15 protein-coding genes, 2 pseudogenes and 2 CRISPR repeat arrays are annotated in these 24078 nt (G+C 44.1%); of the genes and pseudogenes, 12 read left to right on the top strand and 5 right to left on the bottom strand.

All coding sequences use genetic code 11. The annotated features are described in order from the left end of the window. Positions 1–8 precede the first annotated feature (8 nt). The 3 genes and pseudogenes from GSO_RS15460 to GSO_RS02965 form a co-directional block, all read right to left on the bottom strand. Positions 9–1649, bottom strand: a pseudogene (locus tag GSO_RS15460) (peptide ABC transporter substrate-binding protein). A 138-nt stretch (positions 1650–1787) separates the two neighbouring features. Continuing rightward, positions 1788–2684: a sensor histidine kinase gene (locus GSO_RS02970; RefSeq protein ID WP_010488798.1), complete on the bottom strand. Its 897-nt coding sequence runs from the start codon at positions 2682–2684 to the stop codon at positions 1788–1790. A 17-nt stretch (positions 2685–2701) separates the two neighbouring features. Beyond that, positions 2702–3376 (bottom strand): response regulator transcription factor, encoded by a 675-nt coding sequence (locus tag GSO_RS02965; RefSeq protein WP_010488796.1) that lies wholly within the window; start codon positions 3374–3376, stop codon positions 2702–2704. Between the two features lie 157 nt (positions 3377–3533). Here GSO_RS02965 and GSO_RS15455 point away from each other — a divergent pair. From GSO_RS15455 to GSO_RS02910, 12 genes and pseudogenes are all read left to right on the top strand, one after another. Next, positions 3534–4465, top strand: a pseudogene (locus GSO_RS15455) (ABC transporter ATP-binding protein). Continuing rightward, entirely contained in the window at positions 4458–5228 is a 771-nt protein-coding gene (locus GSO_RS02955; RefSeq protein WP_010488793.1) for an ABC-2 transporter permease family protein, read from the top strand. Before GSO_RS15455 ends, GSO_RS02955 begins: the two are co-directional and overlap by 8 nt. Positions 5229–5460: 232 nt before the next feature. After that, the gene (locus GSO_RS02950) at positions 5461–5793 is read left to right on the top strand and encodes a hypothetical protein (RefSeq protein ID WP_010488792.1); all 333 of its coding nucleotides are present in this window, start codon (positions 5461–5463) and stop codon (positions 5791–5793) included. A gap of 175 nt (positions 5794–5968) precedes the next feature. After that, complete coding sequence (locus tag GSO_RS16455; RefSeq protein WP_010488790.1) at positions 5969–6253, top strand: ArsR/SmtB family transcription factor; 285 nt, start codon at positions 5969–5971, stop codon at positions 6251–6253. Between the two features lie 49 nt (positions 6254–6302). Then, positions 6303–6932 (top strand): glutathione S-transferase family protein, encoded by a 630-nt coding sequence (locus GSO_RS02945; RefSeq protein ID WP_010488788.1) that lies wholly within the window; start codon positions 6303–6305, stop codon positions 6930–6932. A 367-nt stretch (positions 6933–7299) separates the two neighbouring features. Then, positions 7300–9862: a CRISPR direct-repeat array (repeat unit 32 nt; unit sequence ATTTCAATTCACGCAGTCACGTAGACTGCGAC). 381 nt (positions 9863–10243) lie between these two features. Next, positions 10244–10900, top strand: coding sequence for a CRISPR-associated protein Cas4 (gene cas4, locus GSO_RS02940; RefSeq protein WP_010488786.1), 657 nt, complete (start codon positions 10244–10246; stop codon positions 10898–10900). Beyond that, on the top strand, positions 10900–11931 hold the full coding sequence (gene cas1c / locus GSO_RS02935; RefSeq protein WP_010488784.1) for a type I-C CRISPR-associated endonuclease Cas1c: 1032 nt from the start codon (positions 10900–10902) through the stop codon (positions 11929–11931). Before cas4 ends, cas1c begins: the two co-directional genes overlap by 1 nt. Before the next feature lie 8 nt (positions 11932–11939). Beyond that, complete coding sequence (gene cas2 / locus GSO_RS02930; RefSeq protein WP_010488782.1) at positions 11940–12230, top strand: CRISPR-associated endonuclease Cas2; 291 nt, start codon at positions 11940–11942, stop codon at positions 12228–12230. Between the two features lie 286 nt (positions 12231–12516). After that, positions 12517–13245, top strand: a complete 729-nt coding sequence (gene cas5c / locus GSO_RS02925) for a type I-C CRISPR-associated protein Cas5c (protein ID WP_010488780.1) — start codon at positions 12517–12519, stop codon at positions 13243–13245. Beyond that, positions 13242–15131 (top strand): type I-C CRISPR-associated protein Cas8c/Csd1, encoded by a 1890-nt coding sequence (gene cas8c / locus GSO_RS02920; RefSeq protein WP_010488778.1) that lies wholly within the window; start codon positions 13242–13244, stop codon positions 15129–15131. The genes cas5c and cas8c overlap by 4 nt, the downstream gene beginning before the upstream one ends. Further along, positions 15121–16011 (top strand): type I-C CRISPR-associated protein Cas7/Csd2, encoded by an 891-nt coding sequence (gene cas7c, locus GSO_RS02915; RefSeq protein WP_010488776.1) that lies wholly within the window; start codon positions 15121–15123, stop codon positions 16009–16011. The genes cas8c and cas7c overlap by 11 nt, the downstream gene beginning before the upstream one ends. Positions 16012–16015: 4 nt before the next feature. Next, positions 16016–18466: a CRISPR-associated helicase/endonuclease Cas3 gene (locus GSO_RS02910; RefSeq protein WP_010488774.1), complete on the top strand. Its 2451-nt coding sequence runs from the start codon at positions 16016–16018 to the stop codon at positions 18464–18466. 311 nt (positions 18467–18777) lie between these two features. Then, a CRISPR array of direct repeats spans positions 18778–22022; the repeat unit is 32 nt; unit sequence GTCGCAGTCCACGTGACTGCGTGAATTGAAAT. Between the two features lie 295 nt (positions 22023–22317). On the opposite strand, the gene GSO_RS02905 is transcribed toward GSO_RS02910, so the two are convergent. Both GSO_RS02905 and GSO_RS15445 read right to left on the bottom strand, forming a co-directional pair. After that, a complete protein-coding gene (locus GSO_RS02905; RefSeq protein WP_010488768.1) occupies positions 22318–23064 on the bottom strand; it encodes an ATP-grasp domain-containing protein in 747 nt (248 codons plus the stop codon). Continuing rightward, positions 23061–23966: an ATP-grasp domain-containing protein gene (locus GSO_RS15445; protein ID WP_010488766.1), complete on the bottom strand. Its 906-nt coding sequence runs from the start codon at positions 23964–23966 to the stop codon at positions 23061–23063. Before GSO_RS15445 ends, GSO_RS02905 begins: the two co-directional genes overlap by 4 nt. Positions 23967–24078: the final 112 nt, after the last annotated feature.

Raw genomic sequence — 24078 nt, 5'->3', positions numbered from 1 at the left:
CTTTTGGTTTACTTCAAATAGGCATAGACAAAGTTAAAACTGTTCCCGGGACTGGTTTTGAGATCATGCATTTTCGGATTCACCATACGGGCGGCGACGAGCTGATAAAGCGGAATGGCGCCGGCCTGATTGACTAACAGTTGTTCGGCTTGCGTCATGTCTTTGAACCGCGCTGTCGGATCATTCGCATCAGTTGTGTTGGCCTTGGTCATGAGCTTATCATAGTCGCTGTTTTGCCATTGACCGTGGTTGTACTCACTCGTGCTAGTGAAAAGATCCAGATACGTGTTGGGATCGGGATAATCGGCACCCCACGTACTCAGAACCATATCAAAATTGCGGTCTGACGCGCGTTGTTGGCGATTTTTGGCCGGCACACTGGCGATACTGATTTTAAGCCCCGGCAGATTTTCCTGTAACGTTCCCTGAAGATACTCTTGCGTGGCTTTAACCGCATCAACATCGTCACCGAGCAATTCAACACTGACACTCTTGAGGCCGGTTTCCTTCAACCCTTGTTCCCAAAGTGTTTGGGCCTTTTTCTTGTCGTAAGACGTGACAGCTTTAGTGCCTTTAGCGACGGCGGTTGCAAAATCCGTCGAGCTATTTGGCAATTGGCTGAGATCGGCGGGCGTAATACCGCGGGCAACGATCGAGCCGTCAGCAAGCACATTTTTGACAAAAGAGTTCCGGTTGATCGCCATGGAAATTGCCTGGCGAATTTTAGTGTTCTTAAAAGCCGGCACCTTATTTTCATTCAGTTCCAGAAAGTAAGTGCGCGCCCGCTTGTTGGCAACATACCCGGTTTTACCTTTTTGCTGAGCGGCGAGCTGACCGGTTAAGGTGGCGTCATCCAATTTGCCGGTATGATAAAGGTCAAGCGCGGTATTGCTGTCTTTGACAACCTGAACATCGATTTGCGTCAGGTGGACGTTCTTTTTATTCCAATACTGGTTATTTTTGACCTCCACCCATTTATCGCCGGTCCCGCTCCAGTCCTTAGATTTAAAGGCGCCATTGGAAAGCGTGTAGGCAGATTTAGTGCCGTACTTGTTGCCCCATTTTTGAACCTGTTTGGCCGGTTGCGGGAAAAAGGCGACGTTGTTTAACAGACTATTGAAATATGGGATGGGATGTTCCAAGGTAACTTCCAGTGTTTTGTCGTTAAGCGCCTTAACGCCCAACGTTGACGCAAGTTTCTTTCCAGCGCGAATGTCATCGGCGTTTTGAATGCCGGAATACATGTTGGCCTGCGATGATTTCGTGGCTGGGTTAACCGTGCGCTGCCATGCGAAAACAAAATCCTGAGCGGTCACCGGCGAGCCATCGCTCCATTTTGCATTTCGCAGTTTAAACGTATAGGTTAGTCCATTGTTGGTTGGCTTGACGATTTTCGTTGCCATCGCCGGTTGTAAATCATGTCCTTCGTACTTATAAAGGCCATTCATGGTGTCAATGATCGCCTGCCCAGAGACGCCTTCGGATGCTTTGCTAGGGTCGAGCGTTTGTAAAACATCCGATTCCATTCGGTGTCAGACCTGTTGTTTGCTCGCACTAGAACTGGTTTTAGCTGATGACTGGCCGCATGCAGCCAGAACCAGAGTCAGTGCAGCGGTCATCATCACGAGCCATTTTTGTTGCGTTTTCAAAGCGAGCCCCTCCATTTCGTAAACTGCTTTTAGGATAACAAGATACTTACAAAAAGCAAGTGTTTTATCTTGGGGAGGGAAGAATGAATTGACTCAGGAATTCGGCTAAACTTTTAAAATAATCGTCAGTTGGTGCGATTATTTTGTGCTTTCACGAAATATTAGTTTGACAGTGAAGGTATGATCATGCGCGTCAATGACCATTTTCCCACTAAGCGTTGTCGTCAATGATTGAACAATGCTCAGCCCTAAGCCAACACTTTGAGTGGTTCGCGCAGTGTCAGTGGTATAAAATCGGTCGGCCAACCGCTCAACGTGGCGAACCGGCTCTGCCGTTTTGTTCGCAAAAGTCATGACGATATGGTTGGCATCTTGGCGGGTGAGGGATAAACATGCTTGGTTTTTAGCGTATTTAAGCCAGTTGCCAATTAAGTTCTGGATAATTCGGCGTAATAGGGTCTCATCGGTGACAAGCGTCAGTCCATCGGCAACTTCAGGCTTGACCTGCAAACCATTGGCAGTGAGCTGATCGTAATAATCGAAAAGTTCTGTCTTAAGCAACGTCGAGACGTCAATTGGCTTGCGATTTAAAGTGCGCGTTTTTTCCTGGATTAGATTGAAGTCCATCAGGTAGTGCAGGTAATAGTTAACCGAGCGTAAATTATTGGCAATGCGGGTTAGGGAGGGTTTGGCATCGGCTTTGGGCTCGCGATCAAGTAACTGGACGTAGCCAGTAGCAACGGTGAGCGGTGTTTTGATATCGTGAGTCAGATCCATCAACATTTGATGAATCTTTTTTTCCTGTTCGATTTGTTCGATCTGTAGCTTGCGCATCGTATTGAGATTCCAATTAATACCAGCAGTCAGCCCGCGGATCAAAGGAAGGTTGGTGTTGCTGGTCACGCCAGCGTTTGTCTCGTGATGATTGATATAGTTTAAGTCGTGATTGATCCGTCTCAGGTCGATGATGACAAGCAAAAACAGACTGGTCACCAGCAAGCAAATAAGACTAAGTACGATAATGATTGCAAGCATCATAAAAAATCTCCTTGTCAGACGAGTCGAACACCGATGCCCCAGATCGAAATGATGTATTTCGGATTCTGAGCCAGATCGTTGATTTGGGTTCGTAAATTGCTGATGTGGACGTTAAGCGTGTTATCGGCATTTAAAAAAGGTTCGCCCCAGACCTGTTCGTAAAGTTGGCGTTTATCAAACACTTGATGAGGATCGCGCATCATGAGTGCCAATATGGCGTATTCTTTTTTAGGTAATGTCAATGGCTGGTGATTGACGGTGACGGCATGGCGTTTTGGATCGAGTAAAATTTCGCCAACTTGTAATGCATCATCTTCCTGTGCGGTGGTGGGTTTATTTTGACGTAGCTGAACCTGAACGCGCGCAAGCAGCTCGTCGATGTCAAACGGTTTAGTCAGATAATCATTAGCCCCTTGTTTGAGCAATGCCACGGTTTTCTGCTTATCCTGAATAGCGGTCAAAACAAGGACCGGAACTTGCGAAGTCTTACGGATTGTGGTCAGAACACTCTCGCCGGTGACATTCGGTAACATGAGATCGAGAATCACAAGATCAGGGTGTACGCGGTGAAATTGCGTTAAAGCCTGAATCCCATCGAAGGCTTGAACAACTTCGTAAGTTGGTGCCAGCACATCTTGTAAAAGCGCTTGTATATCTTTGTGGTCTTCAACAATTAAAATTTTAGCCATGACGTCGCGACCTCCTACTAATGACAGTGTAAACTAACAAGCCTGGATGCCACAATTTAGGTTTAATTAAGGATTGATTATGCTAGTAATTAAGAAAGACTCGGTAGTCTGGGATTGTAGAATAAAAGCAAATTAAAAATTTTGGAGGCTAAGCATCATGAGCGAACCAATATTAACGATTCAACAGGTTAGCAAACACTTCGGTCATTTTCAGGCATTAGATCACATCAACTTTACCGTTGAACGCGGCGATATTTTTGGGTTAATCGGTGAAAATGGAGCAGGGAAAACAACTCTCATGCGGCTTATTACGGGACTTTCGCCGATGCAAACAGGGACAATTACGTTATTGGGGGAAAATGCCGGACACTACCAGCGCGCATTGAGTCGCATTGGTGCTGTGATCGAAAGCCCAGCCGCGTTTGAAAAATTGACCGTCTTACAAAACTTACGTCTCTGCGCATTCAACACGGCATTGATGATCAAAAGGTGATTGCTGAAACCGTTGATTTTGTGGGCCTTCAGGAAAAACAGCGAACACAAGCACGCCACCTTTCATTAGGCCAGCGACAACGGTTAGGGCTAGCATTGGCTATTTTGCTGCGCCCAGATTTTTTGATCTTGGATGAACCGATTAACGGACTGGATCCATCCGGCATTATGGAATTTCGCCTTCTGCTCAAGCGGTTAAACGAAGAACGGCAGACAACAATGCTAATTTCGAGTCACATTTTGAGTGAGCTTTATCAGGTCTCGACAAGATTTGGCATTATTCACCATGGCAGGATGATCAAGCAACTGAGCAAGACCGAATTGGATCAAGCTAATCAATCAGGCCTGGCGATAACAGTTGATCAAGCGCCTTTAGCCGCGCAGGTGCTTGATCACAACGGTTATAAACCTTTCGACGTGCTTGACGATCATCACCTGTTGTTGCGCAAAGGGGATGTTGATGCTGGCCGTGTGAATCAATTACTGGTGACAAATGGCGTTTCGGTTCAGGACATTAGCCACCAAACTGGCTCACTGGAACAATTCTATATGCAACTGTTGGGTCAGACAGAAAAGCAGGAGGCCAACCATGATTAATCAAATTCGCGCAGACTTCTATCGGCAACTACATACGGTCGGCATGTATATCATGCTGACTGTGACAATCATTTATGCTTTATGGGCAGTGCTAGCCAAAAGTGTTGGTGGCGTCACGGTGTCTGTTGGCAGCAGCGTTTTTACTCAAATTGCTGATCGGCCATGGACGGTGTTGTTTGGTTTGAAAGCCGCCAATATGACCGCGACGCTATTGTTGTACTTCTTTATTGGCGTCTTCGTGATTGTCTTTGGGTACGAATTTACACAAAAAGTTTACAAAAACACGTTGATTTCCGGAATCTCGCGACTGCAATTCATATTGGCAAAGTATTTGGTGATGTTGTTGGACCTGTTGATTTTGTTTACGGTTAACTTTGGCATGGTGCTTATCGGTGGGTTAATCAAAGGCAGAGCATTAGGCGGAGATTGGTCAACAATTTTGCAGACAATGGGACTAAGTATTGTTGCAGCGACCTTTTTTCTGAGCGTTGTTTTCAGTTTCGGCGTTTTCTTGTTGATCGCAACCGGCTCGATGACAATTGCTACGATTGTCGTGGTGCTTTTCCCGATACTCATCGAAGTTCTCAATCTCATCGCACATTGGGGCTGGCTCAAGTATTTTAATTTCTTCGGTGTCTCGCAGAGTCTCGGCGTTGGCAGTATGAAAATGAGCGCGTTGCCGCCGTATATTGCCGTGAGTTTCGGGTTTTTGATTGTGATGATTGGGCTGTCGGTTTTGATTTTGCGGCGGAAGGAATTGTAGGGTGGTTTAAGAGGCGTTCCCTAGAAACGACTGAAGTGTCATTTCAGACTAATGACCGATATTTTCGCACAAAACTAATGTTAATATAAAATAAATCGTAAACAGGTGAGAGTGATGTGTTCTTTGTTTTAATTTGAGCTCTAATAAAGTTCAAAAATGCAGTTAAGCCTGTTATTCAATGATTTGTGAAAATAACGATCAAGTTGAAGACAATCAGAAGGGAATGGTAAAGATGATTAAAAAACTACAGTCACTACACGATTACGTTAAGAAAAATTACGAGGCTGGTAAGTACGATGCATCGGCAAATGAATATAAACAGTGGACGGAGGATTATCAAGCCGCAGCCACAACGAGTGGACATACAGATGATGACAGTGATTATGACATGGGTTACCAGCAGGCGATGACCGATCACGACCATGGCTTTAGTTTTCGAAATTACCCCGAAGCTGCGATTGATTTTGGGAATCTTGTCTCGGGCAATCGGATGCATGAAGTTGCCGATTTTATCAAGGGGTATAATGCTGCCAAGAAAGACATCATTGACAAGGGCCACTTGTGATTGTTGAATTTTGGAAAGGGTTAAGAATACGGCATGCCTGTTACTAATGTGACGGAGCTTTTGCCGTTTTTTGATGGGCAAATGATGGTACTGACATTTTGACCCATTTATTTACGAATAAGATTGGTTTTGGCATCGTCTTGTTTTAATGGCGTTAAAGAACTATGCTAGTTTTATGGATATCGAACAACGAGATCAAAAAATAGCAGATATGTTTAGAGTTCTCGGTGAACCGCACCGCATTGAGATTTTGCGGATACTTTACCATGCAGGACGAGAGCTGACGTGCTCGGAGGTTAGTGCGCAGCTTAATTTGAGTAAGTCGACAGTCTCGTATCATTTTCGTGCCATGCGATTAGCGGGGTTAACACATACACGCCAAGTAGCCCAAACCAAGTATTTATCGATTAACGAGACAACTTTTGATCGGTTTTTACCAGGATTTTTGGCGACACTTTAATTTTTTGCCTTTTAATTCGATATTCATCGAATAAAAGGAGATGCACAATATGCTTAGGTTATTTTACGCATCAGGCACCAGTGCAATGGCGCCGCATATTTTGTTGACAGATGCTGGTATGGATTTTGAGACGGAAAAGGTCAACCTGGATCGCAAAACTTGGCGAGGCGGTGATTATAATCAGATCAATCCCAAGTCATATGTACCAACGTTGCAGATTTCGCCGACAAAATATTTGACTGAATGCGCTGTGATATTGGAGTATATAGCCTTAAAAGCTGAAGGTGATTATCGAAGCCAGGAGAACGTTATGGCTTACTGGCAGGAACGCATGTGGCTAAATTATATTGCGACAGAATTGCACAAGAATTTTATATCACCATTTCGCCGTGGTAATTGGTTGCCAAATACCGCGGATTCAAAAAAGTTGGTGTGGCAGCGCGTGGTACCGAGATTGCGGTATGTTGAGGAACGTCTTCAGGGGCCATGGTTGATGGGTAAACGGTTTTCGATGGCGGATCCGTATCTATTCGTCATGACTAACTGGATGCGACGGCTTGGCTTTTCGTTTGATGGGTTGCAAAAGCTACGGGCGTTTGACGAATCAATGCGTGAGCGGCCTAGTGTTGAAGAGGTACTCAGGGTTGAGGGCAAGCCGCATAGTGTCACGGATGGGTGAAAAAAGACTAACACTATATTAAAAATCGCAAGATATCTAAAGAAATTAACTGTATGAACTATTAACGATATGAGCTGTAGACAACTTTGATGACTGCTATTATCTTGTCGGTTTTAGCTTTATGGCGAAAGGATTTGTAGGTAAATTCAGCAGACATTCCAAGCAAATAAGCCAGCATGTGCCAGACTTCCAGTCGGGTTTCATGCTGGTTTTTTTGCGGAGAAAGTGCAGGCTTCAAGCAATAATTTTGCTTTGCGCATCCCATTTAATTGGAATGATTTAACCCCCATATGCTTCTTCAAAGGGCGTATTTTAGCTCATGTAATTATGAGGATTACGAGACTTAATTGCCGCTATAATCAATCCTATTTCAATTCACGCAGTCACGTAGACTGCGACCTCCTTGCCCATCCGCAGATGTGCCTTTAGTTGCGATTTCAATTCACGCAGTCACGTAGACTGCGACGCAGACACCAACGAGACCAGACAGGTATTTTGGAGTATTTCAATTCACGCAGTCACGTAGACTGCGACGGTGAGCACACGCAAGGGCGGTCAATGGCTCAATTTATTTCAATTCACGCAGTCACGTAGACTGCGACGCGATCCATTTACGACAACGTTAAGCACAAGTTCCTGATTTCAATTCACGCAGTCACGTAGAGTGCGACTCGTGGTTATTACACGGCGGTGCTAAGGCCGGGAATTTCAATTCACGCAGTCACGTAGACTGCGACAAAGCAAAATTCAATCAACTCATTAAGAAGATGTATTTCAATTCACGCAGTCACGTGGACTGCGACAGTTTAGTAATAATCGGTTCCGCGCCGGCGACTATATTTCAATTCACGCAGTCACGTAGACTGCGACACAAAGTCAATCCGAGAGTGGAGGTAAGTGAGATTATTTCAATTCACGCAGTCACGTAGACTGCGACGGTGCAGATTCAAACGCGATTCTGAATGCTGTTATTATTTCAATTCACGCAGTCACGTAGACTGCGACGCTTATGCGTTTGCATATCCATTACCCTAACGGGATTTCAATTCACGCAGTCACGTAGACTGCGACACGAGGATATGTACCAGAAATGGTTATCTTCGGAATTTCAATTCACGCAGTCACGTAGACTGCGACGACCACTCATATCAATATTCAAGCCCATATCTTGAATTTCAATTCACGCAGTCACGTAGACTGCGACAAAACAAGATTTATTTAAACTTATTTAAATACGAAATTTCAATTCACGCAGTCACGTAGACTGCGACTTCCGGGGTTTTAGGGCGTCCGTTAAAAGAGGTAATATTTCAATTCACGCAGTCACGTAGACTGCGACGAAATATTGTCATTGCGTGCGCTTGCACAATAAATTTCAATTCACGCAGTCACGTAGACTGCGACTTATGAAATTTATGATTAATCAGGGGGTTAACACATATTTCAATTCACGCAGTCACGTAGACTGCGACAACAGCTAAAAACGGCTAAGCAAAATAAAATTGCGATTTCAATTCACGCAGTCACGTAGACTGCGACTAAGTTATCTAAGGCACAGACAGCCCACCAGCGCATTTCAATTCACGCAGTCACGTAGACTGCGACGTCCTCCCTCGCCTTCTTCTCGTTCATTTCCGGCTATTTCAATTCACGCAGTCACGTAGACTGCGACGCCCGCGAGCTTGACAACCGCGCCATCAGTCGTAATTTCAATTCACGCAGTCACGTAGACTGCGACCCGGCCGTTATTATATGACGGCAACCCTTGCCGATTTCAATTCACGCAGTCACGTAGACTGCGACAGGGGCGTACTACATGCTGATTCGTCATTCACAGCAATTTCAATTCACGCAGTCACGTAGACTGCGACGACGGCGCAAGCTTTATTAAGACCAACGCCAAAGCATTTCAATTCACGCAGTCACGTAGACTGCGACGTTTACGACACTAATAAACAGTGGTCGGTTAACATTTCAATTCACGCAGTCACGTAGACTGCGACTTCCAGCATTGCCGGCATGGCCGATACGCCACAATTTCAATTCACGCAGTCACGTAGACTGCGACTAGTTGATTATGTTAATCAACATCGGCTTAAGGTATTTCAATTCACGCAGTCACGTAGACTGCGACGTTTGTCAGTGATAGCAAGGGCGGTTATACGGATGAATTTCAATTCACGCAGTCACGTAGACTGCGACACGAGCAAGTCGGTTATTCAGACTGTTGTTGATCCATTTCAATTCACGCAGTCACGTAGACTGCGACAAGGGCACAAACATGAGTGCCTTTCCAACTGGTAAATTTCAATTCACGCAGTCACGTAGACTGCGACACCAGCCTTAGTAATCTTCTCTTGGTCAGATACAATTTCAATTCACGCAGTCACGTAGACTGCGACCTTTGTAATTGGTGTCCAGATCTTATTCCAAGTGATTTCAATTCACGCAGTCACGTAGACTGCGACTGACTATACCCACAGGGGGATTTGAATATTCCAATTTCAATTCACGCAGTCACGTAGACTGCGACCTGCATTAGTTGCTGGCGTACTTGTTGCCGGATATTTCAATTCACGCAGTCACGTAGACTGCGACGCTAAAGTCATTTGTTAGACTGTTTAGGCCTATTAAATTTCAATTCACGCAGTCACGTAGACTGCGACCATCGACAAGTCCTGTATCACGAGAGAATGAGCATTTCAATTCACGCAGTCACGTAGACTGCGACTTAGCCGTTGCTCGTAGTGGTAGTAACCTACTGGATTTCAATTCACGCAGTCACGTAGACTGCGACAGCATACCGGACGCTAAAAAGGCCATGCTTATAGATTTCAATTCACGCAGTCACGTAGACTGCGACCTGGTGATATATTGTTATTGCTAGTTTGTGTATTAATTTCAATTCACGCAGTCACGTAGACTGCGACCACAACATAATGTGTTTCCTAACACATAACACGAATATGTTGTGGCTGGAACTATTTATAAAACACAAGAAAAGCAAAGAGCAAGTCAAATTGCGAAATATACTTAACAACAGGAGTGCGAATGTACCGGCGATTTCATGTGTGCCCTACATTCGCACTCAGACCTTCATTGTCGAAAACATGTTGTTCTTCAATAACAATATACCATAGTACGTTAACGTATCTTCAATGCCTGCCTGATATGATCAACTAAATTTTGAAAAAGCTTTTGGCCACAAACTTGTAAGCGCTATATTTTTGACTTCTTATGCTGGTAATCAAAGACGATAGGTGAAATAATGAGCATAGGCGAATTTAATAGCTGCTTTGGAGGTGACTCAATTGTATTATTCAGAAGAGGATTGGCTTTTAATATCCGGCATTCAGCATTTCGTTTTTTGCAAACGTCAATGGGCACTTATTCATATTGAACAAGCCTGGAAAGACAATGTACTTACATATGAAGGCACTCAACTCCATACGAATGCTGATGATGTAACCTTTAAGGAAAAACGTAAAGATTTATTAGTTGTTCGGGGATTACGTATCCATTCCGCGGAATTAGGTATTAGTGGCATTTGCGATGTTGTTGAGTTTAATAAGTCGCAAGATGGCGTGCAACTTAATGGTCGCAAGAGCCGCTATCAGCCGCTTGTCGTGGAATACAAGCACGGGCATCAGAAGCGGGATCTTTCCGATACTTTACAGCTGGTGCTAGAAACAATGTGTCTGGAGGAGATGCTCGGTGCCAATATTGATAAAGGAGATCTTTTTTACTTTAAGACGCGCCAACGCGAGACTGTCCTTGTTTCAGAAGAGCTTCGAGAGTCTGCCAAAACAGTTTTGGCAGAGATGCATCAGTACTGGCAAAAAAGATATACCCCCAAAGTACGAATCACGGCAAAATGTAAAAGTTGCTCATTGGCTGACATTTGCCTGCCGGTTCTGAATAAGAAAAGATCGGCAGCCCGTTATATTGAGGAGAGGTTAATAGACTAATGAAAACGATCCTAAACACCTTGTTTATTTCTGGAGATGATTCGTATATTTCTCTCGACGGCGGCAATGCGAGAGTGTCAGTTGAACATGTCGTAAAAGGCAAAGTGCCACTTGTCAATCTAGACGCTATTGTCGCATTTACTCGTTTGGGTGCCAGTCCTGCATTGCTAGCTGAATGCTTGCAAAGAAATATTCCTATAAGTTTTTTGACACCTTCAGGAAAGTTTCAAGGAACCGTTGTTGGTGCAGTGAATGGCAATGTTGTGCTTAGGAAGCAGCAGTATCGCATCTCTGATGATCAAAATGCTTCGATTCCGTTTGCCAGAAACTTTATCATAGGCAAGATTTTTAATCAAAGATGGATGGTCGAAAGATACTTGCGCGATCATAGCTTAGTTGTTGACGTAAATCAGCTTAAACAGCTCTCACAAGCGCTTCAAGAGGCTATTGAAAAGCTACGTGAAGTCGACAGTCTGGCCGAGGTGCGAGGTATTGAAGGAAATGCAGCGGCAAATTATTTTGGAGCCTTTGACAGTTTTATCCTGAAAAAGAGTACGGTTTTTACATTTAACGAACGCTCAAGAAGACCACCTATGAATGCCACTAATGCCTTGTTGTCATTCGCCTATTCGCTATTGGCTAATGAATGCGCCTCGGCCTTAATCACCGCTGGTTTAGATCCATATGTAGGTTTTCTCCATCAAGATCGCCCAGGAAGGCAATCCTTGGCATTAGACTTGATGGAAGAACTAAGAGGCGTGTACGCAGATCGGTTGGTTTTAAAAATGATCAATAAACAGATCTTAACCAAAACCGATTTTTTATATCAAGAAAGCGGTGCAGTTTTTCTGAACGAAGAGGGAAGAAAGAAGTTTCTAAATCAGTGGGCAAAGAAAAAGACAGAGAAATTAACCCATCCCTTCATTAACGAGCCAATCATTTGGGGGATGGTGCCAATGATTCAAGCAATCTTACTGGCTAGAACCATTCGCGGTGATTTAGATGCCTATCCGCCGTTTCTGTGGAAATGAGGTGCAGAATGTTAATTGTGGTTGCTTATGACATCTCAGTTAAAGATCAAAAAGGAGCCAAAAGGTTAGCGAGAGTTGCAAAGATATGCTCACGCTATGGGCAGCGCGTTCAGAACTCGGTCTTTGAATGCCTGATCGATCAACTAACCTTTGTCAAACTGAAAACAGAATTAACAAAAGTAATTGTCGAAAAGACTGACAGTTTGCGTTTCTACAACTTAGGGGATCACTACGAGAATAAGGTAACGCATATAGGGACGAAAGAAGTGCTCGATTTGACTGATGCGTTGATATTTTAACTTGCAATGGCGGTGGGCAATGCGCTACTTTGTTATTGAAGGACATGCTCTTCATCGCAAGTCAGTTTGCCAATGTCAACCACTTGCGCGAATTGAAAAAGTTGTTTTATGTGTCAGGATGAAGGAGGAGACTCCTTCTTAGAAAAAACATGTATTCAGTTGTTTTATGTGAAAGCATGTGATAATCTATCTGTGTGGAAAGGAGGCGGTGCTTCAACAAAACAATCGTAAGCGCTATCAATAAATTGAAACATCAACATTGGTTTATGAATTTGGAGGTGATGAAATGTCAACACAGAATTTTACGTTTGAGGTTTGGGGTGAGAACGCTCTTTTTACCGACCCTCTAACGAAGAGCGGTGAAAAGATGACTTACCAGGTGCCGACGTATCAGGCGTTAGTCGGTATTGCTTCGTCAATTTATTGGAAACCAACATTTGTTTTCATAATTGATAAAGTGCGAATCATGAACGAAATTCGCATTGAATCAAAAGCAATGCGACCATTTGACAAGAACCTTTCTCTGAGTAAGAATACGCTCGCTTACTATGCCTATTTGCATAAAGTCCGCTATCAGGTCGAGTGCCATATAGAGTGGAATTTACAACGTCCGGAACTGGTCGATGATCGCAATACCAAAAAGCACGCCGCGATTTTTAACCGGGCTTTAAAGGCTGGTGGCCGTCGAGATATTTTCTTAGGAACTCGAGAATGCCAAGGTTATGTCAAGCCGGTCACTTTCGGCGAAGGAACCGGACATTACGATGACACTGATCGTCAGTTCGGCGTCATGGTACACGGATACAACTATCCCGATGAAACAGGTGATCCAATGTTGTCGGTTCGCTTGTGGGCAGCGAAGATGGAGAAGGGGGTCATTCATTTCCCACGTCCCGAGGCATGCACAATGGTTCAACCAATCAGAAAGATCAAGCAGTATACATGGCAGCATCCTGATACGATACAGACGGCGGATGCTCTGTACGCAGAAATGTTTGGAGGTGGCAGTCGATGACAGTTTTTCAAGAGTTGGTAAAAGTTTATGATGCCAATGAAGCGGCTGCCGGAAAGTTTGATCCAGCTGCTGGGTACACGCTCCTGCCACTTGGACATGTTTCAGTCAAGGTTGAGATTGAAGTGGCAATTGATCAACAAGGGAATTTTTTGGCAGCACGAGCATTGCCAAAGGATGAGCAACTGACGGTCATTCCAGCAACCATTGATGCGGCTACTCGTGCGAGCAATCCCGAAGCGTTTCCATTGCATGATAAGGTCAAGTATTGTGCCGGTGACTTGCTTCAATATGCCAAGACGGCAAAGAATAAACGAGACTTTGAAACCGCCCATCAAAAATATCTAGATTTATTAACTATGTGGGCAAGTGATCCGCAAACACCACCTGAGATCGGCACGATCTTGAAATATATTCAAAAAAATCGCCTAGTCAGTGACCTAGCTGCATCGCTTTCAGATAAGAAACTCATCCAAAAGGTCGAAAAAGGTGAGCCTTTTGTGAGATTTAGGGTAGATAATCCTGGACAACAACCGCCTTGGCGCGACATTAATTTGTTTAAAGCATGGACTGAGTTCTACCTTGCAGAGCAAAAGGCCGAAAATGATGATTTAGGAATTGACTATATTACGGGCGATAAAGTGCCTACCACCAAAAAGATTGAGAAAAACGTTAATGCCTTGGCCAGTAATGCAAAACTTATTTCTGCCAATGACAACGCTAATTTCTCATATCGTGGTATTTTCCTGAATGACGATTTCTATTCTGTAGGGTATGCTCAATCGCAGAAAATGACCCATGCATTAAAGTGGCTCATACAGAGACAAGGCATTCAAAAGGATTCGCGCGTATTCCTTTTTTGGACTAACGATCGCAACAACGAAACCATCAGTGACGCTGTTTCGACAATAACGCGTGGCAGACCTCTCAGCCAGCGGCGACTGCGGTTAATTGAAAAAGAGAAGAAAAGTCTTGAAAAAGTTTCTGATACAGGTCAGGAAGTTGCCTATAACTATCGTCGACGGTTAAAGGGTATGCTGGGTGACATTGAGATTGGCGATAATCATCCTGTCAATGTTCTTTTTCTTGACGCTGCCACAACAGGCCGCATGAGTGTCACTTATTATGATTTATTACAGACCGATGTTTTGAAAGCTAACTTAGAGCGGTGGGGGAACCAAGCTGCGTTTATTCGCTACTTTGGCGGAGAACAGCGGATTGTCATTCCTAATTTTTCTCAAGTTCTTCGCGCTGCTTATAGCACTGGGCATACAGGCGAACGCTTCAACACTGTAGCAAAACGCGCTATGACCAGATTGATGGTTGCCGTGATTCATGGCCGATCTGTGCCATCGGAAACCTTTAATGCCATATACAGGCATGTGCGACACCCAAAAAGTTATGACCATTTCACTGATTGGTACCGCGATCTTATCTATTTTTCTGCAGTTCAAAATTATAATTCAAAAGGGGCGACGGGCATGAGTCTTGATAAGAACAATCACGACCGATCTTATGTATACGGTCGGCTGCTTTCGGTAGCTGATACGGTAGAACGTACAGCACTTTATCAGCTGAAAGCACAAGGAACAAATCAATCAGATAGGGAAACAACAGCTTTGAGGTTCTTTACCAACTTTTCTGAACGTCCGGCTACAACATGGAAGCGAGTTTGGTTGGCAGTTGTACGATCTTATCTAAATCGTTTAAGTGGTGGTTCAAGGACTTTTTTCCTACATCAAATTGATGAAATCACTAATTTGATGCCGCCGGAGGAATTTGCAAGTGACGAACCACTTTCCACAATGTTTCTTTCAGGATTTTCAGCACAAAACGAGGCAAATCACATGAAGACAACCAAACAAGGAGGAGATACAAATGACAAGTAACCCTTTGGATCATAAAATTGATTTTTCTGTTGTGATTGGCGTTAAAAACGCAAATCCAAATGGTGATCCGCTTGATGCCAATCGGCCACGGGTTAATGCTGATGGACTAGGCGAGATCAGCGATGTAGCCATTAAGCGCAAGATCCGTAATCGTTGGCAGGACATGGGGCTCCCTACTCTGGTACAACAACAGGATCGCATTACCGATGGTGTCACTAACATTCGGGATCGGGTAAAAATGAGTCAGGCAGTAAATGATGTTTTGGCCGAAAAACCAGACAAGGAGCCAAATTGGCGGGAAAAGTTTATTCAAGCAGCGACACAAAGTTGGCTTGACGTCAGAGCATTCGGGCAAGTGATGCCATTCAAAAAAGGGTTGAATGATGGTTTAGACGGGGTTTCTATTCCTGTGAGAGGCCCCGTTACCGTCCAAGCAGCCTATTCCATTCGCCCAATTACTGTAAAAGAAGAACAGATCACCAAGTCGATTAACTTAGAACCAGGGGATACAAAAGGCTCAGATACGATGGGTACCAAGGCTATGGTGCCGTTTGGGGTTTATAAGTTTAATGGCAGTATCAATGTTGAACAGGCCGAGCGAACTGGTTTTACAGAAGACGATGCCGAAGCATTGAAAAAAGCTTTAGAGACTCTGTTCGTCAATGATGCTTCGGCTGCCCGCCCTGAAGGATCAATGGTCGTACTAAAAGTAGTTTGGTGGGATCATGATTCCAAGCTGGGTAAATTGCCTCCATACCAGGTTCATGAAGCAACACAAGTTTCATACGGAGAAGATGCGTCAAGCTTTGCCCAAGTATCAATTAAAGTGAACGACCCTCATGTAGATGGCCTGCATGTTCAGGAAATTCAAGGGTATTAGTACTATGACAAGGCCGACTTTTATTGCTCACTGTACTGACGACAATCGATTTCAATCAGTGCACGATCATCTTTGGGCAGTCAAAAATCTCTGTGAAACTTATGCTGAGCCACTTCATCTATCACATGTGGCAGGATTAGCGGGATGGCTACACGATGCTGGCAAATATGCCCAAACCTTTCAGGACTACATTAACAAATCGCACGATGGTGATCCTAATACACATCCTGGGCAGGTCAATCATGCTTTTGCCGGTGCCAGACTTTTGGGAGCTTTTTTAAACCAAAATTTTGATGACGATGCGATTTATCTTAGTGAATTGATCGAAAATGTTGTCATGGCGCATCACAATGCAGGAGGGCCCTATGACTATGTGACGCCAACCTCTGGCGAGTCACCATTCCTACAGAGACAATCTCAAAAAATCAAAGACTGGACTATCTCAGAAATTAAGCAACACTTTTTTGAGGATTTTTCGCAAGCCTCTTTCGAAGCCTATCTGGATGAAGCAATCCACGAGGTCTCGATGATTCCCGACAAACAACAAGAAACTCAGGAAAATTTTTATCTGCGGTATATTGCTAGCTGCTTAATTGATGCTGATCACCTGGAAACAGGTGATTTTATGGTTGGCAAAACAACGCAACAGGAATCCCAAGGCGCTTCATTAGACGCATTGTGCAGAATAAATGAAGAGAAAGCGGCTTTACAGGCGAGGCAGAATGCAACAGATACCACAAGCGGGCAGGGGATGATCAATCGGCTTCGAGGCGAAATGTCGCAATATTGTTTAGCTGCTGGCCAGGCTGATCAGGGCATTTATAGCTTAAGCGTTCCGACTGGTGGTGGGAAAACTTTAGCGGGTTTGCGATTTGCCCTTAATCAGTGCGTGACGCATTATTTGGATCATATTATCATTGTTTCACCATATACGACAATTATCGAACAAAACACGCGTGCTATTCGTCAGCGGCTTGATATTGAGCCGAGCGACCGATCAACAGTACTGGAATATCATTCCGCAATCGGGAACGACCAAGTTGAACAGGATGACCCTAAAAATGATCGCTACTACTATGCACGAGACACTTGGGATGCCCCCATTATCATGACAACGCAGGTAGCGTATTTAAATGCGTTATATGGCAGGGGTAGCAAAAACCTTAGGCACATGCATCGTATGGTCAATAGCGTGGTTATTTTTGATGAGATTCAAAGTATGCCTACCAAAGCAGTTGAGATGAACAATGTCGCTATGAATTGGTTAGCACATGAAGGCAAGTCAACGTTGTTACTGTGTACGGCAACGCAGCCGTCATTAAGTCACGATGTTTTGCCAATCGGAATTGATGCGCCAAAGGAAATAATTCCCGACATTCCCAGTGTGGAAACAGCGTTCAAAAGAACCGAGCTAGTTGATCATACTGCGAAAGTGTGGGAACTAGATGATTTAATGAATGGCTTGAAGTCTGAGCTGACACGTGTTTCAAGTGTTCTTGCGGTTATGAATACTAAAAAGGCGGCGCGTCAGGCTTTCCAGCAGTTTAATGAGTTAAATCTGGATGTGAAAGGGTACCACCTGTCAACTGCGATGTGTGCTGCCCACCGTAAAAAGGTTATTAAGGCAATTCGTGAAAACCTGAAGAACCAAATGCCAGTTGTTGTGTTCTCGACACAGTTGATTGAAGCAGGTGTTGATCTTAGCTTTGGCTCAGTTTTTCGGTCATTGGCCGGCATTGACAGTGTTATTCAAGCTGCTGGTCGATGTAATCGAAACCACGAGACCAAAATTGGCCGAGTGCACTTGATGCGATTGGATTCAGAGATTGAAAACATCAGCCACGGTTTGAATGATATTTCTGCAGGTGCTCATATTACCAAGACGTTGTTAAATCTTTATCCCCATGTTGATCCACTTTCAGCGAAAATTGTGTCCCAATATTTTCAACGTTACTATCAAGATCGTGGTGCTCAATTAAACTACCCTGAGACAATAGATCACCAGAGGCTGAGCCTTCTCTCACTGATTTATGGGCAAAATGCTGAATCCGATCCGTTGATAAACAAGCACGGGGTTGACGCGTATGAGCAAAAACATGGGCATCGTGTTTATAGCGATCTCTTACATGTTTCTGCTCCTCAGAGTGTAACGAGACTGTTTGATCCAATCAACTCGAATACCATCCCAATTCTTGTTCAATGGGGACAAGGAAAAGAGATTGTCGGAAAAATTTTAAGCGGTCAGACACCCCTCGAAGAACTTTACCGACTATTAAAACAGGCTCAACAGTACGTCGTTCAAGTATTTGGTGATCAGCGTACTAGCGAAAACTTGGTTAAAAACGGTGTTGCACGTTTCGATGAGCATACGGGATTATGGATAGCCAGAGAAAGTCAATATGACGAAGATTTTGGATTGGATACAACGGACAAGGCCATGAACTATTTTGTATAATTAACAATCTTAAGTTGAAATTTAGATAACTTGATTTGTTGTCGAAGTTTCAAGGACAGGGTAATCTGAAGTGAGCGGTATTCAGTTGAATTGAAAACTGCTTTCTGGTGACAAGATGATTTCTAGCATCACTTTTTGTAATGCCTTCCCTTGGTGCGAATGGTGGGTAAACATATAAACCCGGGGAGATTCGCACCAGATTTATATCTGAAAGTACCGTGTTGACGTTTTATCTAGACTTTTTGATGTGTATAGTTAAGCACCAGCCGCAAGATGTTGTGATCTTTAGGCTTTTTGTGCAATATCTTGCGGTCGCAGTCCACGTGACTGCGTGAATTGAAATCATCATAGTTGAGCGTTTCTCCTGCGTCATAAGTTGCGTCGCAGTCCACGTGACTGCGTGAATTGAAATCTTGGCCTTTAACGTCCACTGAAACAGTGACTGTGTCGCAGTCCACGTGACTGCGTGAATTGAAATGGTTTTCTTTCCCCACAAATAATCGTGTAGGTTGGTCGCAGTCCACGTGACTGCGTGAATTGAAATGTCCTCCTCTGGTTGAGACACTGCTATTTGCTCCATGTCGCAGTCCACGTGACTGCGTGAATTGAAATCTCTTGATAGTCACGCAGCTTAAACTTACCTTTTGTCGCAGTCCACGTGACTGCGTGAATTGAAATCCTTACTTTTTAGGCTTTGAAGATACCGATGTATTGTCGCAGTCCACGTGACTGCGTGAATTGAAATTTGTATCGAGATTACGCACGTGAGAAGATATAGCTAACGTCGCAGTCCACGTGACTGCGTGAATTGAAATATTCAATTGATAAAGCATCTTGCGCCGCTTAATTTCGTCGCAGTCCACGTGACTGCGTGAATTGAAATTCATACGACACAATCATGGGGCGCTCACCGCTGTTGTCGCAGTCCACGTGACTGCGTGAATTGAAATATAATCAATACCATTAAGATAAGCATTGTTTTTCAGTCGCAGTCCACGTGACTGCGTGAATTGAAATACTAAGGGTCGCTTAAACCGGCGCGTTAACTATGCAGGTCGCAGTCCACGTGACTGCGTGAATTGAAATTGGATTAGTTATACGGCCAGATGGTATCTATAACGTCGCAGTCCACGTGACTGCGTGAATTGAAATCAATTGATGGCGAAACCTTAGCAAACAAAATAAAAGTCGCAGTCCACGTGACTGCGTGAATTGAAATTGGTGAACTTGGTGGTGTCCGATTCACCACAGCGGGTCGCAGTCCACGTGACTGCGTGAATTGAAATCTAATTCTGACGTCCAAATTAACTATTTACCAGGCGTCGCAGTCCACGTGACCGCGTGAATTGAAATAGTGACTTGTTTCTTCCCCCACGCAAGCGGCGTCCCGTCGCAGTCCACGTGACTGCGTGAATTGAAATATTCAGATTGGTAATGGAAGACTTATAGCCTTCCAGTCGCAGTCCACGTGACTGCGTGAATTGAAATGAAGCGCCAAAACTAGAAACGGCCTTGCGGAATGGGGTCGCAGTCCACGTGACTGCGTGAATTGAAATCAGTAAGATATTCGCATGAAAATACTATCAGTATCGGTCGCAGTCCACGTGACTGCGTGAATTGAAATTAACGGTCGTTGCTCGTTTGGTTTGGCGTGACGGGTCGCAGTCCACGTGACTGCGTGAATTGAAATTAACAACCAGCAAAGTAGACCAGTTGGCCGTTTGGTCGCAGTCCACGTGACTGCGTGAATTGAAATAACATCGACATAAGCCGGCAAAACCTGACCAGCAAGTCGCAGTCCACGTGACTGCGTGAATTGAAATAAGATTCATGCTGATGTTGCTTCGGGTACAAATCGTCGCAGTCCACGTGACTGCGTGAATTGAAATCCGATAACGCTGACGATAAAACAGTAACATGGAAGTCGCAGTCCACGTGACTGCGTGAATTGAAATTTACCATTTACATGTAGGTATTACTAAAATGGACTTGTCGCAGTCCACGTGACTGCGTGAATTGAAATCAACACAGACGGGTCAAAACGTGTGCTATTGGTGGTCGCAGTCCACGTGACTGCGTGATTTGAAATCATAAAAGACGCGGTTAACTTGTGTATCGGCAAGGTCGCAGTCCACGTGACTGCGTGAATTGAAATATAGATGGTTTTAGTTTTATAGTTACGCGTTTCCGTGTCGCAGTCCACGTGACTGCGTGAATTGAAATAGGACCTCTTCAAGAGCAAATGAAGAAAAACGGGGCTTGTCGCAGTCCACGTGACTGCGTGAATTGAAATGTGGAATCCAAAGCTGACTAAGGACGTTGAGATCGGTCGCAGTCCACGTGACTGCGTGAATTGAAATCTATCACGGGTATGCTGATGTTTGGACGTCAAGCGTCGCAGTCCACGTGACTGCGTGAATTGAAATATTGCCCCAAAAGTGTCGTACAAAGGTCTGGCAAGTCGCAGTCCACGTGACTGCGTGAATTGAAATAAATTCTCAACGACCGCACCCGCCCGCGCAGCTTTTGTCGCAGTCCACGTGACTGCGTGAATTGAAATATATGGATTGTGCACTACGATACCAGCCTCCTCAGTCGCAGTCCACGTGACTGCGTGAATTGAAATAAGTTTTCAAGGTATCGGGAAGACAATAGGCGAAGTCGCAGTCCACGTGACTGCGTGAATTGAAATTAGGTGGTGGGTTGATGCCTGGGCGTTTGCTAACGTCGCAGTCCACGTGACTGCGTGAATTGAAATCGCTGAAACTTATGCACGGCGTTACTCCTTGTCGTCGCAGTCCACGTGACTGCGTGAATTGAAATTTCTGCCAGTAGACTGAGAATCGCATACCGCTTTGTCGCAGTCCACGTGACTGCGTGAATTGAAATTTTTTTATTGCGGCTAGTCGCTTGTTTAATGCCGTCGCAGTCCACGTGACTGCGTGAATTGAAATTTTTTGTGCAGAATTCAGACGCGACTGAAATAACAGTCGCAGTCCACGTGACTGCGTGAATTGAAATTGGAAAAATAATGAAATGCCTAACCCATTTATGCAAGTCGCAGTCCACGTGACTGCGTGAATTGAAATTTTCCTTTTTGGCCTTTTCCACGGTCTCACCTCCTGTCGCAGTCCACGTGACTGCGTGAATTGAAATTTGTTGCCAAAAACATTGTAGTAACGCTTGGCCGGGTCGCAGTCCACGTGACTGCGTGAATTGAAATTAATAAGGGTATTAAGGAATCTACTGAGGAGAACGTCGCAGTCCACGTGACTGCGTGAATTGAAATTTGAATGTCATTATATGCTTTTACGCCGATGAGAGTCGCAGTCCACGTGACTGCGTGAATTGAAATTTGTTGGCGATAGCCTCAAGACTGTCAGCCACGTTGTCGCAGTCCACGTGACTGCGTGAATTGAAATGCAAGGGTTTAGCGGTGCAGGCCATTAGCAACAAGGTCGCAGTCCACGTGGCTGCGTGAATTGAAATGAAAAGACTAGCACGGCGCTCGGTAAGGTTAATGCGTCGTAGTCCATGTGACTGCGTTATTTGAATTTCTTATGATCTTAAGGTTGGTGGAGCACAATTTTTAGTCCACATGGCTACATGAATTACAACTCGCGACTGTCTGAACCAAAACAACGTTGCAGTTAGGCGTTTTGATAACTACCTGCAGCGTAGTCCTCGTAATTGAGTGCCTCGAGAATAACAACAATACTCAATAACGGTGATTTTAAAAATGGCCTCTTCCAATAACAGGGAAAACGCCATTTTATTATATTGAACATTGAATTACATATCGACCATGATTAACATCTGTAAATCAACAATCTCACAGGAAAATACGCCGTTCATTCGTGCACTTTGACAGTTTGATGATCTTGAAAATATGCGTGGGTTATCTCTCTCCAGCGTGTTTCATGAAAGACGGCTGCCTGATAAGGGTTAAGACCATATGTGCCAAGGGAGAAGCCATCGTTTGCCTCAACGACTAAAGTACGATTATCTGCTGTAACACCAATATCAATGGAACACGTGTTTGGTGCTTCTTTCCAAGCCGCCACGGCAGCATCGATTATTGTGGGATCATATTGAACATGATAGTCACCCTTGTAGGGGCGAACATCTAAAACATGATGATTTAAAATAAAGCAGCGCCATTCGCGTACAAAGTGGACAGGTTCGCTTATCCAAATGGGGTAGTCGTAGGTAACATTGAGACCAATTAAATCTTTTCGAGTTCTAACAACTCTACCTTCAAATAATTTTGTGTCAGCTTTTGGTTTAATAAAAACATTCCAATTTGTTTTGCTTTCAAAAATTTGACTGATTGTTCCAGACTCAATTTTCCGACCGTAAAATGTCTGTAATTGATTAGGGTAATCAATGGGGCGAACCTTAATGTTCATGAGGTTAAAGATATGCTGCATTTGAAAGACATAATCTACAATGATATCTTGATCAACAAGCTCGCCAATCTCATTAAAAGTATTGTACTGGACGATTTCTTCCCCACGAAGATAGAATCCCGTTAATAGCGTAAATGGCGATACCGAAAAATCAGTGGGAGGCTCTACCTTACGAACGTATACTGTCACTTTAATCTATCTCCTTGCTCAAGTCCAATTCGCTGGAACCACTGGTGATAAAATTTTCTCGTGTCATAATCTTGCAATCCAGAAACCTGGCCGTCACCAATTTCCACTATGATTAAAGTGCCATCCGTTTTCCTAGCAAAATCAATCGTGAAAAAAGGAGACCGAATTCTTTGGGCACTTTTACGAACGAAGATCAGGTCACCGTCACCTAAACTATCAAAGTTATGATGCCAATAATCAATCATTGCAAATGGTTCTGAATGCCAATAAAAAACGCGATATTCTTCGTAAATTGGTGTCTCGTTTTTGAGATGCACACCGGTTTGTACGAAAGGCACAAACTCTCGGATGACGATGCCACCGACCAAATTTTCAGCTTGGCGTTGAATGAAGTTATGGATGATTGCTAATGCCTGATAATGATTTTGAGGATTCGGAATGTAAAATGCCGAATACCATTCATGCTTTCTGCTTTTGACAAAATCCTTGACAGTGACAGGACCATTGAATTGATCCAACAGTTTAATCAGTGCATTGTCAGTTAGATCGGTTGTCCATGCAGATTTTAGTGTATTTGCATGATGTGCCCAGTTAGGAAGAAGATGTGTCATTTGGTAGGCTTCTTTATTTGTGAGCAAGCTTGCATTGGCACTTTCAACCAAAGTTTGCAGTAGAGCATAATTTTCGGGCGTAAGCATCCACCCGCGGTAAATGACGATCGTTGATGATGGAAACTTTTTATTTAATTTTAGTTTCCCTTCCCCAAGCAACAAATCAAGATCAAACACACGGACATGTGTGAAATCGCCAGCAACCTGGTATTCTTCTGCATAGTCTGGGTCGGGCTCTCTTGGCTTTAATGGATTACTTGGAAACATTAAAGTTAAATTTCTTGGATTCATGGGTAAAGTCCTCGTTGTTTGGGTGTCAAAACAAGCTGCTATAGACAGCTTTTTTCTGGATGGACTATTGGTTCACCTAATGATAGTTAAAACGATGTCTATCGGCAAAACT

Source organism: Lacticaseibacillus zeae DSM 20178 = KCTC 3804 (assembly GCF_000260435.1).
Lineage (GTDB): Bacteria > Bacillota > Bacilli > Lactobacillales > Lactobacillaceae > Lacticaseibacillus > Lacticaseibacillus zeae.
This window is presented reverse-complemented; position numbering and strand designations above follow the sequence as displayed.

Bases quoted from the DNA above. Each gene is read 5' to 3' on its own strand.
- GSO_RS02970 (WP_010488798.1), bottom strand. From the start codon at position 2,684: ATGCTTGCAATCATTATCGTACTTAGTCTTATTTGCTTGCTGGTGACC.
- GSO_RS02965 (WP_010488796.1), bottom strand. From the start codon at position 3,376: ATGGCTAAAATTTTAATTGTTGAAGACCACAAAGATATACAAGCGCTT.
- GSO_RS02955 (WP_010488793.1), top strand. From the start codon at position 4,458: ATGATTAATCAAATTCGCGCAGACTTCTATCGGCAACTACATACGGTC.
- GSO_RS02950 (WP_010488792.1), top strand. From the start codon at position 5,461: ATGATTAAAAAACTACAGTCACTACACGATTACGTTAAGAAAAATTAC.
- GSO_RS16455 (WP_010488790.1), top strand. From the start codon at position 5,969: ATGGATATCGAACAACGAGATCAAAAAATAGCAGATATGTTTAGAGTT.
- GSO_RS02945 (WP_010488788.1), top strand. From the start codon at position 6,303: ATGCTTAGGTTATTTTACGCATCAGGCACCAGTGCAATGGCGCCGCAT.
- cas1c (WP_010488784.1), top strand. From the start codon at position 10,900: ATGAAAACGATCCTAAACACCTTGTTTATTTCTGGAGATGATTCGTAT.
- cas2 (WP_010488782.1), top strand. From the start codon at position 11,940: ATGTTAATTGTGGTTGCTTATGACATCTCAGTTAAAGATCAAAAAGGA.
- cas5c (WP_010488780.1), top strand. From the start codon at position 12,517: ATGTCAACACAGAATTTTACGTTTGAGGTTTGGGGTGAGAACGCTCTT.
- cas8c (WP_010488778.1), top strand. From the start codon at position 13,242: ATGACAGTTTTTCAAGAGTTGGTAAAAGTTTATGATGCCAATGAAGCG.
- cas7c (WP_010488776.1), top strand. From the start codon at position 15,121: ATGACAAGTAACCCTTTGGATCATAAAATTGATTTTTCTGTTGTGATT.
- GSO_RS02910 (WP_010488774.1), top strand. From the start codon at position 16,016: ATGACAAGGCCGACTTTTATTGCTCACTGTACTGACGACAATCGATTT.
- GSO_RS15445 (WP_010488766.1), bottom strand. From the start codon at position 23,966: ATGAATCCAAGAAATTTAACTTTAATGTTTCCAAGTAATCCATTAAAG.